Raw genomic sequence first — 11,581 nt, 5'->3', positions numbered from 1 at the left:
CTTGAAGAAAGAGAAGAACTTCTTCGAGACGCGGGTGATCGAGTATCAGACTGGCGGGGCGTTGAGCTGGGATTGATACCGCTGTTCACCTTGGGTGAATAGACTGGAATACCGAAAAGCCCTGAACTTGTTCAGGGCTTTTTCGTTTGCGTCTGGGCACTGCGGCTATGAAACCATGTGCTTCGCTTCCAGCCCGCGCGTTTCGATCACATCGAATACGTCACTGGCATCCTGTAATAATAGCCGTGAAATAGAGGCGATATTGCCCAAATCTCGCGGATCACTATCGCTTAACCGTATACAGGTGAACAAGGTCATCAATTTATTGACCGCCCGTATGAAGTGTATAGAGCCAGCGACGGTAGCCACATAGGCGCATTCGACTATGTGACAGGCGAACAGCTCAAGCCCGCTAATAAAAAGCGTAATCTTAAAAAATGTCTGTGAGGTTTCCATGGGACTGAAATTGCGAATCCAGTGGTTTGACAAACTCACAGAGCTTGGTGAGGGTGGAGAACGCTCCTTAGACCAAGGCGATGACTATTCCATGATGGAGTCCCTAGGGCTGCCCCCAAAAACCACTATAAACAATGGATGCTTTAACATTTCCGATGAATGGAAAGCAAAATTACAGCCCTACTTCAACCACGAAATTAACTTAAAAAAACATGACTATACAATTGCATTCGATCATGCAGACAAATGGCGATAGCTGACTTTCAGAAGAGTGCTCTACGCAGGATTTTATGATGTTAAAAACCAGCCACTCAAAATCAACGAAAGAAAAACAAATTTCTATCGACACAAGGAAAGATATTAAAAAACAAAATTTTATTTATATTGCGACTGCATCGTCAGACTGCGATCGTAACCACTTCCCGCTGGAAACAGACCACCCAAAAACTGAAAATTCCATTCCGGACAAACGTTTGTTCATCTGCAACGAGGGAGCGTTTGACTCATTCAAGCAGGATTCGGAAACTAGTCTTGCATGAGGGAATCCGTTCCTGCAACAACTCCTGACAAGGCCAAAACGCTGGAATTGAACTATCAGAGGTAGGTGATCTAGTATCAGCCTAGGAATTCGGCCACCACCCAGGCATTGGCGTGGTTCGCAGCACTATTCCCAGCCGAGCGATGGAAAGCCGAAGTCGTACCAGATGGACCACAGGACAACAAGCAAACCGGCAAGAACCTCGCGGCGGCGATAGCGCACCAGGTAGCGCAACACCACGCTCAGGTCGGAACGACTCAAAGCACGCAGGCTTTGCCCGTAGGACATCAGGCGCAACGCATCCTCAGCCGTGTCGTGGCTGCGACGCGGGTCATAGCCATATCGCCGGTAGGCCCCCGATGCGCCGGAGAAACCCAGCAGAATTTCGCCCTCCAGATGGACCAGGCGCGGCCTCAGGTTCAGGGACTCCATCAGGTCCGTGGCGCTGTTGACGATGGAACTCACGCGGTCTTCGCCGAGGACGCTGATCGCATCACCCGTGACGTCCACGTGCGTACCAGTCAGGAGGTTGCCTTGCTGTTCCGAATAGAACAGTTGGCCCACCGTATTGTTTAGGCCGGTCCGTAGATCTCGAACATGATTGGCGCCCAATAGCTGATACCAGTTGCGATCGGCCCGGCCATTCTGCAGGCGCTGCACCACGTTATCCCAGGTCGCCACCAGGGTATTGGCGTTCATCGCCACGAACAATGCGCGCACCACAGCCATTCGCTCATCGACTCGACTGTTCAGGACGCTCTGCACCGCCCGCCGCAGGAAGTTGTCGGCCACGATATGCCGTAGATGGAAAGCACCGCCACGGATATCGTCGAAGTTCGTCGCTGCCGTCTGGATGTCCAGTGCTGACGGCCCGGGATTGCCCAGTGCCTGCACCTGCGCGCTGCCAAAGCTGGAGAGCGATGTATCGATCGTCTGTCTGCTGAAATTACCTCGGCGCAAACTGTGCGTGATAGGTGTACGCCAGTCGGTGATGGCCGGGGGCTCTTGCTCCTCGTTTTCCTGATACCGATGCAAGACATCACCGGTTTCTTGGGTCTGCGCCATTCGAAGCCCAAAACGCCTAAACAGGTGGCGACAGGAGCGAGTACGGTTTTATTGAGCCGCATCAGTTCCCCTCTAGTCCCGATGCTCTAGGCTGCTCTTGAGCCCTTGCCGTTTGCGGGGCGTTCAGGAGCTTTTATGCCAACATCCCCGGTTCAGGTCACCCTCAATGGAGAACTGATCGAAACCAGCGCCCTGCGTTCGATCCTGGAAGCCGTTATCGACTCAGGACAACCGCTCATCGACGCTGTCGGCTGCATGGGCCAAGGCGTCTGTGGCTCATGCCGGGTACTGATCCGGCGTGCCGGCGAACGTGAGGTCAGCACCGCCCTGGCCTGCGAAACCCGAGTCGAGCAGGGTTTGCAGATCAGCTTCCTCGACCATCTGCCCATGAACCGGCACCACACCTACAACCTCCACGACTGGGACGACACCTGGAACATCTCGGAGCGCATTGCCGCCACCTTTCCCGAAGCCAGTCATTGCCGGCACTGCGGCGGTTGCGACCGCGCCTGCCCCAAGGGCCTGGAGGTGCAGAAAGGCGTCAACCTGGCCGCCGTCGGGGATCTGTCAGCCAGCCAGGTATTCGACGAATGCATCATGTGCAACCTGTGCACCATTGCCTGCCCCGAGCATATTTCGCCGAACCATCTGGGCCTCTACATACGCCGGATGTCAGCTTCCGTCGGCTTTCGACCGGCGGACCTGATGCAGCGCCTGAGCCAGATCAACCGCGGCGTGATGAGCGTCGACCCCAACGTGACGCTGGAATAAGGAACACAACATGCCCGGTATTCCTTATCTGCAAGCACTGGCCCAACTGCGCGCCAGCGCTTGCGCGCCCGCCTCTGAAGCATTCGATAAACAAGCACTGCTGCACGCCTTCCACCCGGACTATCAGGTTGGCGCCAATACGCCGCTGCAGGTGGGCGTGAATCGCGGCGACAACTGCCCGCGCGAACTAACAGACCGCCTGCACAGCAACGCGCAAATTGATGACGCGGCCTTGGCCGGTGCCCCGGTGGTCAATACCGGGGTGCTGATTATCGGCGGCGGCGGTGCCGGTTGCGCAGCGGCGCTGACCGCCGTGGAACATGGTGCCCATGTCATCCTCGCGACCAAGCTGCGCCTGGGCGACAGCAATACGGTGATGGCCGAGGGCGGCATACAGGCTGCCGTCGGCGAGGACGACAGCCCCCAGATTCACTTTGAAGACACCCTGCGCGCCGGCCACCTCTGTGCCGATCGAACGCTGGCGGCGCGTCTCGCCCAGTCGGGACCGGAGAGTATTCGTTGGTTGATCGAGCGCGGCATGCACTTCGATCTCGCCGAGGGCGGCTTGATCGGTGGCAAGCTGCTGCGCAAGAAACCCGGCGGTGCCAGCCGTGCGCGCATCCTCTCGTTCAAGGACTACACGGGTCTGGAGATGATGCGGGTACTGCGCGAGGCGGTGGAACTGGAAGAGCGGGTGAGCGTGTGGAACCGCTGCCCTCTGGTAGAGCTGCTCTCCGACGAAAGCGGCACCTGCGTGGGCGGCGTGCTGTACAACCTGGAACGGCACAGCTTCATCCTCGTACGCGCCAGCCGCGTGATACTCGCCACGGGCGGCGCCGGGCGCCTGCACCTGAATGGTTTCCCCACGTCCAACCATTATGGCGCAACCGCCGACGGTTTGATCCTGGCCTATCGTCTTGGCGCTCGCCTGCGCGAAATCGACTCCTTCCAGTATCACCCCACCGGTTTGGCCTGGCCGGCGCATCGTGTCGGCGGGCTTATTTCCGAAGCCGCGCGCTCGGCTGGAGCCTATCTGGTGAACGGCCTGGGGCAGCGTTTCATTCCCGAACTGCAAACCCGCGATGTGGTGTCCGCCGCAATCCTCAAGGAATGCGCAGAAGGCCGTGGCGTCGAGCGTGACGGGCAACTGGGCGTCTGGCTCGATACACCCGGTCTGGAGCGCCGCCATCCGGGGATTCTTAGGGAACGCCTGGTGAGCCTGGGGCATGTCGCGAGCCAGTGCGGTATCGATCCGGCCGTAGAGCCACTAATCGTCCGGCCGACCCTGCATTATCAAAACGGAGGAGTGGCCATCAACGAGAACGGTGAAACCTCGGTACGCGGGCTGTACTGCGTCGGCGAAATCAGCGGCGGCATCCATGGACGCAATCGCATGATGGGCAACGCCCTGGCAGAGATCATCACCTTCGGACGCCGGGCTGGAGAGCACGCGGCACACACCGCCGACCCCACGCCCGCGCCGAAGGTCGGCCTGTCACACGTGTACGACTGGCAACGCCAGTTGATCGCCGCCGGCTTGCCACTGAACGTCTACGGCCCCGAGTTGTTCCCCGGGTACGGCAACTTCGACCTGCGCCGGCACAGCGCCGTGCCCCACCGGGCCAAGGGTGCACTGCCGACCACTCACGCCGACTCGCTGCCTTACTGAGATGCCTGAGATGAAGACTCAACTCGTATTACTCGCCCCCGCCGTACAAGTGGGCGCCGATCTCGATGCCTGGTTCGCCCAGGGCGGCGGCGAAGGCTTGCGCGCCGCGCTAAGCGATCCGGGCGGCATCCTCCCGACCCTGGCCGAAGCAGACCTGCGCGGCCTGGGTGGCGCCGGTTTCCCTACCCATCGCAAGTGGGCCGCCGTGGCGGAGCAACCTGCGGAGCTGGAAAAGTATGTCCTGTGCAACGGTAACGAGGATGAGCCAGGCACCTTCAAGGATCGCGAGCTACTGGAAAAATCGCCGCATCAGGTGATCGAGGGCGCGCTGATTGCCGCGCTAGCCACACGGGCCAATCACGTTTATCTCTACGTCAACCCGCACCAGCACGGCGCAGTGGCCGTTGTGCGTCAGGCCGTCGAGCAATGGCGGGGCTGCGCCCTCCTGGCCGAAGTCGCCCGGCAGCAGAATCGCCCGATCGACCTTGCGGTGGTGGAAAGCTCGGGCCTGTATATCGGTGGCGAAGAAACCGCCGTGATCGCCAGTGTCGAAGGAGGCTTCCCCTTCCCCCGGCAAAAACCTCCCTACCCCGCGCAAAGTGGCGTGCATGGCCAACCGACACTGATCAACAACATCGAAACCCTGGCCCAGGTTGCCCACATCCTGCGCCATGGCGCCGCCTGGTACCGAGACCTGGGCCTGGGTAACGCCTGTGGGACCAAGCTCTACTCACTCTCCGGGGACGTACTCAGGCCAGGCCTGTACGAGCTACCGATGGGCACCTCGCTGCGCACGCTGATTTTCGAGCACGGCGGTGGCATGTTGTGCGAACGCGCTTTCAAGGCGGTATTCACCGGCGGTCCTTCCAATACCCTGCTGGGCACGGGCGATCTGGATGTGCCCCTGGACTTTGATGCGCTCAAGGCCCGTGGTTCAAGCCTGGGTACGGGGGCCATGATCGTGATCTCGGAGGGCACCAGCATCGTGCGCAAGGTGGCGGAGTACGTCGACTTCTTTGCGGCGGGCTCCTGCGGCCAGTGCCCACCATGTAAAGCCGGGACCTATCAACTCTCGCGGTTGCTGCGGCGAATCGATACCGGTATGGGCCTGCCCAATGACCTGCAGGCACTGGAGAGTCTCTGCCATTTGCTTCCGGGCAGCGGCCGCTGTGGCCTGATTGATGGCGCGGCAACGGTAGTACTCAGCTCCCTGAAGCAATTTCGCAACGAATACGCCGCTCAAGTCATTGCCGTGGGTGGATGACGTCCAATCGCCCGTCAATTGCCTTCAGCCCTCGGTATTATTAGGAACTCGATAGTGCGTAATCTCTGGACCTTTCTGCTGCCACCTTGCGTTGCGCTTGTGCTCGCACTCCTTCCGGCACCTGCCGGATTGGCCCCGCATGCCTGGTATTTTTTCGCCCTGTTCGCCGGCGTGGTCGTAGGCCTTATTTTCGAACCGCTGCCGGGCGCCGTGATTGGCCTGATCGGGGTCGCGGTCGCGGCGGTGTTGGCCCCCTGGGTGCTGTTCAGTCCGGAACAATTGGCCAGCGCAGGCTTCAAGGTGCCCGCGGAGGCCTTGAAATGGGGCCTGTCGGGCTTCGCGAACAACACGGTCTGGTTGATCTTCAGCGCCTTCATGTTCGCCCTGGGCTATGAGAAAACCGGGCTGGGGCGGCGTATTGCGTTGCTGCTGGTCAAGCGCATGGGCCGCAAGACCCTGACCCTGGGCTATGCCGTCATGCTCGCGGACCTGGTGCTGGCGCCCTTTACCCCGTCCAACACCGCTCGCAGTGGCGGCACCATCTACCCGGTGATTCGCAACCTGCCTGGACTCTACGACTCCAAACCGAACGACCCCAGCGCGCGGCGCATCGGTTCCTATCTGATGTGGGTTGCCATCGCGTCCACCTGTGTCACCAGCTCGCTGTTCATGACCGCATTGGCGCCCAACCTGCTGGCCTCGGCCCTGATCGAAAAAATCGCCGGCGTGCATATTTCCTGGGGCCAGTGGTTTATCGCCGCGGCACCGGTCGGCTTGCTGTTACTGGCAGTGCTGCCGTTGCTGGCGTACTGGCTGTATCCGCCACAGATCAAGAGCAACGAAGAAGTGCCGGCCTGGGCGGCCCGCGAACTGACCGATCTGGGCCCACTGTCACGTCGCGAAAAGATCCTGTTGGCGTTGGTGGTGAGTGCGCTCGGACTGTGGATATTCGCGGGGGATTGGCTCGACCCGGCCCTGGTGGGCATCCTCGTCATCGTGTTGATGCTTCTGAGCAATGTCATCACTTGGGATGACGCACTGGGCAACAAGGCAGCCTGGAACACCTTCGCCTGGTTCGCCACGCTGGTGGCCCTGGCCGACGGCCTGACACGGGTGGGCTTTGTGCCGTGGTTCGGTCAATTCGTCGCGGCCCACCTGAATGGATTTTCTCCCAACGTTGCCATGGTGCTGCTGGTGGTGGTGTTTTATCTGGCCCATTACCTGTTCGCCAGCTCCACCGCCCACACCACCGCGCTACTGCCGGTGATGCTGGCAGCCGGGATGGGGGTGAGCGGCATCGATCTGCAAGCCTTCGCGCTGCTTTTGGGCACTTCGCTGGGGCTGATGGGCATCATTACACCCTATGGCACGGGGCCGAGCCCGGTCTACTACGGCAGTGGTTATCTGCCTAGTGCCGATTACTGGCGCCTGGGCTCTATCTTCGGCGGGTTGTTTCTCATTCTGCTGCTGGGTCTGGGCGCGCCTTGGATCCTTGCGCTGTCCTAGGCTACACCGCCGCACAGAGCGTTGCCCATTCTCAACGGTCTGCCACGCCGGCTTGAACGAGGTTACTTCAATGCATGAATCATTGGATTCTTCATAGAAAGAGCCTCACGTAGACCGGCTCAAGTTTATGATATGACCGTTGGAAACGGTCCTGCCGTCTCGCCTAATTTTATGCCAGTACCCGTTCAAGCCTCTTGAAACAAAGTAACCCGATCATGCTGACAACAGCGAAGACGAGCCAACCCATGCTGATCGGCGTCCATCCCGCGCCCATGCTGCCCAGATAGTTTCCCAATGCCCCACCTATCGCCCAAGAGACTGCTGACGCGCCGAAATAGCTTCCCGCGTTGCTCTCGGTCGTCAGTTCAGCGAGAGCGATGTTCGAGGCGGGCAAGATGAGGCTTTCACCGAACGTAAAAACCAAAGCGATGACGACGAGGATCACCAGAGACTGCTGCGAGTTCCATTCACCCAGGAAAATGAGCGCTGCCAGCGCGAAACAGGCGAGCAGCGCGAGATGACCGATTGACATCAGCGATCGCCACCCCGCGCGTTGGAACCATCGCATCCCCAGAAGCGCGGTTAAGACACCGAACAAAGCGTTCGCGATGTAGAACGGTCGCACACCGTTATACCCTGACGCTCCCTGAGCAAAAGTCAGCGGGATGAACACATAAATTTGCGTGTACACCGTCCAGAACGGGATAAGTGCGATGCAGAGTCTTCGAAATTGCCGGTCATGGAAAACCTCAAAAAACGCAGAGGCAACCCGCCTCGGTCTTGCATGCCCGCGCGTTCGTACAGCGGCGAACGGTGCCACCAAAGCCAACACAGCAAAGATATAACCGCTCACCTCAAAGGGAAAAGCGCCGCCATGGGCAGGCAGTAAGAACAGCACCGTTGGCCCGACCAGCGCCCCCAGATTAAGTACAAGATTATTCAAAACGAAGACACGCGAACGGATGTCTGTTTTGAGGGTGCCGAACACGGAGTACGCGGTCGTTTCATAGAGGGCTGCGCCGAGTCCACTCAAGAAGGCACATGCGAGCAACGCGGAGAAATCAAGAACGTGGCCCAAGCCGATGAATCCCATAGCACGGCAGACCAGGCCTAACGAAGCCAGCACTCGGCTATCGAAGCGGTCGGTAGCGAATCCTAGAATAAGCGGCAACAGCCGACTCGACAACAGGCTCACGGTGAGTACGCTCGCGATGTCGCCAGCACTCAAATGTCGCTCGACACTCAGAAAGGCAGCCAGCAGCGGAAAAGACCCGAACACCGAGAGATTAACCAGAAGCTGCAGAAAGAGCAGGACCGTTGTTGCTAAACCAATGCCGCCGGTGAATCGATCAAAAAGCGACGAACCCCGGCGAACCTTCATTGATTGCACGGCGTTACTTGCAGACCGAACTTTTCGCAAATCGAGTTTATTCCCCAATTCGCGGTGATCGACATCATCCATCCTTCTCTCCCTGACGTTTTTATGGGCCGGAAGGACAAAGAGCACAAAAAAGCCCCGTCCGTTTCCGGCGGGGCCTTTCGGTTAAATTGTGGCCTGTGTTTAGAGCGCACAACCTCCCCGCGGCCCGCCGATGGCGGTCGTGGTGGTGGTTGTCGTGGTGGTCACGAAAAATGCGTTCATTAAATTCAACCTAACGCCCTCGGTATCATTCGTCAACGGTAGATCTCACCGCACGACAAACATTGGCCTTGGCTTGGGCTCATCAACTGTCATTTTTAGGTTCAATGATATTCCGAGAACAGGATAGCGTCCCTCAAGCAGGCTGCAACCATCGCAAGATCAGGCTGCCAGTCAAGGCCCGGACAAAGATGTTCGTCTCGCTATTCCAGATACGGTGTCAGCACATCTTCGATCCATTTCATGAATACGCGAACCCGGCGCGACAGATTGCTCCGATGTGCTACGACGAGGGACACAGCGAGCGCCCGGCGACGAAAATCGGGGATGATCTCGACAAGCGCTCCACTCTCCAAGTATCGGCCAATCCCCAGGAGTGGCGCCTGAATCAGGCCAAGGCCGGCGAGGGCAGCGGCTTCGTAGGTCTGCGCGCTGTTGACGTGGAGCGCACCTGGCAACTGCAGCGTCGTGTAGCTGTCACCGTCTGGATATTCCCATCCATAGGGTCTTGCCCCCAGCGTCGTCGAAAAATGAATTATCTGATGCCCCTGACGCTGGAGATCTTCTAGCGATCGAGGGACGCCATAGCGGGCTAGATAGGCGGGACTGGCAGCGTTGACCATGCGCAACTGGCCCAGTGGACGGGCAATCAGCGTCTCGTCCCCTATGGGTCCAAGCCGCAATACACAGTCGAACCCCTCTTGAACCAGATCGACTTGCCGATCCGTGCTCGACACCTCCAGCTCCAACTCGGGATAAGTCGCCATGAAGGCTGGCAAGGCCGGCACGATAGTGGCGCGCGCCACCTCGCTCGGAAAATCGACCCGTAAACGCCCGCGAAGTGTCACGCGATCATCTGCAAACATCGAGTGTAGGTCATCGACTTCAGCAAGCAGATCGCGGGCACGGGCATGAAATGCGCGTCCGTCCTCCGTCAACTGCACGCTGCGCGTCGTCCGGTGCAGGAGCCTGACACCAACCTCTTCTTCCAGCTTGCGGACCGCCGTTGAGGCCCTCCCCTTTTGGATACCCAGGCTATCGGCCGCGCGGGTGAAGCTGCCCATTTCCGCAACCGTTATGAATATGAGGATGGGTTCGAGATTTTGCATTGTTCGTGCCTCGGCATTGTTCTCCACAGAGAGAACAGTGCGTTCATTTTGTCGATGCTTATTATACCCAAGAGACACAGTAAGCTTCAAAACAGGATAACCCCATCGGAGAACGACCCGTGTCCGAAACTATGAATCTGCATCAGGTGCCTGAAAGCATGACCTCGCATCGCGCCCTGTGGGCCGGCCGGATAATGAGCGCGTTTGTCGTTATCGCGCTGGTGGCAGACGGCGCCATTCAGCTTTTCGCGCCGGCACAGATCGCGAGCATGTTGCAGGAAACCGGGTTCGCGATGGACCTGACCCGTGTCGTGGGTCCGATCATACTCACCTGCGCCATCCTTTACGCCATCCCGGCCACCGCCGTTCTCGGCGCGATTCTGGTGACGGGCTTTTTGGGAGGTGCCCTCTGCACCCATGTCCGCATAGGTGAGTTGGGGTCGCCGCCGGAAATCATTTCCCTGCTTCTGGGCGCAATGACATGGGGCGGTCTCTACGCGCGCGATCCCCGTATCCGGGCCATTGTGCCACTTATCCGTTAAACCAACAGGGGGCAGTGCTCTGTCCCTCAAGACCAGGAGGAAACACATGTTTTTAGTCATGGGAATCACGGGAAAAGTGGGCGGCGCAACGGCAGAACATCTGTTGGCGCACGGCAAGGAAGTACGCGCACTAGTGCGCAATCGCGAGAAGGCGTCAAGCTGGGCTGACCAGGGCGTGGAACTGGTTGACGGTGATTGGAATGATTCGGCAGCCATCGAGCGGGCGCTCAAAGGCGTCGAAGGTGCGTTTGTCATGTTGCCGGCGGTCTGGGCCCCCTCGCCAGATTACAAAGAAGCCAAGGGCGTGATTGCAAACTATGTCGAGGCACTCACCAAGGCAGCGCCGCCGCGGGTGGTAGTGCTTTCCTCGATGGGTGCGAACAGGACCAACGGGCTTGGGATGATCACGGCTTTGTCGCTTCTGGAGCAAGGTTTTCGCGACCAGATATCGCCAATCGCATTGGTGCGCGCAGGTGGCTTCTTCGAAAACTTCCTCTACGGCTTGCAGGTCGCCCAAGGTGGAATGCTACCGGTCTACTATCATCCGACAAACCGGAAATCGACCATGGTCGCGACGAACGACATCGGCGCGCAGGTCGCAACCCTTTTGACCGGGCCAGCGTGGTCAGGGCAGCGCGTCATCGAGCTTGGTTCGATGGTCAGCGCAGATGAAGTCGCGGAGCAATTGGGTGAAGTCCTGAATCTCGACGTGAAAGCCTTTGCAGTCCCGCGTGCAGCGTGGGCGGAAGCGTTCGAGCAATTCGGCATCCCGAAGGGCCACACCGGACCGGCCGAAGAAATGTTTGAGGCTGTGAATGCAGGATGGATGGACCTTGGCGTCGAGGGTACGGAGCACGTAGCGGGTACGACGTCCGCACGCGATGTATTCGAGGCTGCACTGAACGCCGCCAAGGCATAAGCCCGGGACGGACCAGGCGCGAGACGGAAGTTCGGGGCTACGCTAAAGCTATGCGGATCGTCGATCAATTGTGACCTACTGTTCGCGCTGCATCCGCCCGTGG

At 59.0% G+C, this 11,581-nt stretch carries 13 protein-coding genes; 10 read left to right on the top strand and 3 right to left on the bottom strand.

Going from position 1 to position 11,581, the window contains the following annotated elements; genetic code table 11:
• From AC07T0_RS29430 to AC07T0_RS29415, 4 genes are all read left to right on the top strand, one after another.
• A partial coding sequence (locus AC07T0_RS29430) for a hypothetical protein (protein WP_223820631.1) occupies window positions 1-76 on the top strand: 76 nt, incomplete at its 5' end.
• A 266-nt stretch (window positions 77-342) separates the two neighbouring features.
• The gene (locus AC07T0_RS29425) at window positions 343-447 is read left to right on the top strand and encodes a colicin E3/pyocin S6 family cytotoxin (protein WP_495004472.1); all 105 of its coding nucleotides are present in this window, start codon (window positions 343-345) and stop codon (window positions 445-447) included.
• A gap of 7 nt (window positions 448-454) precedes the next feature.
• Entirely contained in the window at window positions 455-712 is a 258-nt protein-coding gene (locus AC07T0_RS29420) for a colicin E3-like toxin immunity protein (protein ID WP_495004471.1), read from the top strand.
• A gap of 37 nt (window positions 713-749) precedes the next feature.
• Window positions 750-995, top strand: a complete 246-nt coding sequence (locus AC07T0_RS29415; protein ID WP_495004470.1) for a DUF1778 domain-containing protein — start codon at window positions 750-752, stop codon at window positions 993-995.
• Window positions 996-1,120: 125 nt separating this feature from the next.
• Here AC07T0_RS29415 and AC07T0_RS29410 read toward each other — a convergent pair whose 3' ends face one another.
• Window positions 1,121-2,059, bottom strand: coding sequence for a hypothetical protein (locus AC07T0_RS29410; protein ID WP_495004469.1), 939 nt, complete (start codon window positions 2,057-2,059; stop codon window positions 1,121-1,123).
• A 135-nt stretch (window positions 2,060-2,194) separates the two neighbouring features.
• Here AC07T0_RS29410 and AC07T0_RS29405 point away from each other — a divergent pair, with 135 nt between their 5' ends.
• The 4 genes from AC07T0_RS29405 to AC07T0_RS29390 are packed head-to-tail and all read left to right on the top strand — an operon-like array spanning window position 2,195 to window position 7,269.
• Window positions 2,195-2,830 carry a 4Fe-4S dicluster domain-containing protein gene (locus AC07T0_RS29405; RefSeq protein ID WP_495004468.1) on the top strand — a complete coding sequence of 212 codons (636 nt, stop codon included), beginning with the start codon at window positions 2,195-2,197 and terminating at the stop codon, window positions 2,828-2,830.
• Between the two features lie 10 nt (window positions 2,831-2,840).
• Window positions 2,841-4,499 carry an FAD-binding protein gene (locus AC07T0_RS29400; protein WP_495004467.1) on the top strand — a complete coding sequence of 553 codons (1,659 nt, stop codon included), beginning with the start codon at window positions 2,841-2,843 and terminating at the stop codon, window positions 4,497-4,499.
• 10 nt (window positions 4,500-4,509) lie between these two features.
• A complete protein-coding gene (locus AC07T0_RS29395) occupies window positions 4,510-5,763 on the top strand; it encodes a complex I 51 kDa subunit family protein (RefSeq protein WP_495004466.1) in 1,254 nt (417 codons plus the stop codon).
• Between the two features lie 54 nt (window positions 5,764-5,817).
• Complete coding sequence (locus AC07T0_RS29390; protein ID WP_495004465.1) at window positions 5,818-7,269, top strand: anion permease; 1,452 nt, start codon at window positions 5,818-5,820, stop codon at window positions 7,267-7,269.
• A 169-nt stretch (window positions 7,270-7,438) separates the two neighbouring features.
• Here AC07T0_RS29390 and AC07T0_RS29385 read toward each other — a convergent pair whose 3' ends face one another.
• Both AC07T0_RS29385 and AC07T0_RS29380 read right to left on the bottom strand, forming a co-directional pair.
• A complete protein-coding gene (locus tag AC07T0_RS29385) occupies window positions 7,439-8,731 on the bottom strand; it encodes an MFS transporter (RefSeq protein ID WP_495004464.1) in 1,293 nt (430 codons plus the stop codon).
• 380 nt (window positions 8,732-9,111) lie between these two features.
• Complete coding sequence (locus AC07T0_RS29380) at window positions 9,112-10,017, bottom strand: LysR family transcriptional regulator (protein ID WP_495004463.1); 906 nt, start codon at window positions 10,015-10,017, stop codon at window positions 9,112-9,114.
• Window positions 10,018-10,136: 119 nt separating this feature from the next.
• Here AC07T0_RS29380 and AC07T0_RS29375 point away from each other — a divergent pair, with 119 nt between their 5' ends.
• Both AC07T0_RS29375 and AC07T0_RS29370 read left to right on the top strand, forming a co-directional pair.
• Complete coding sequence (locus tag AC07T0_RS29375) at window positions 10,137-10,559, top strand: DoxX family protein (protein WP_495004462.1); 423 nt, start codon at window positions 10,137-10,139, stop codon at window positions 10,557-10,559.
• Between the two features lie 46 nt (window positions 10,560-10,605).
• Window positions 10,606-11,478 (top strand): NmrA family NAD(P)-binding protein, encoded by an 873-nt coding sequence (locus AC07T0_RS29370; RefSeq protein ID WP_495004461.1) that lies wholly within the window; start codon window positions 10,606-10,608, stop codon window positions 11,476-11,478.
• The last annotated feature ends 103 nt before the right edge of the window (window positions 11,479-11,581 follow it).

The organism is Pseudomonas sp. GW821-FHT04D07 (genome assembly GCF_059420225.1).
This window is presented reverse-complemented; position numbering and strand designations above follow the sequence as displayed.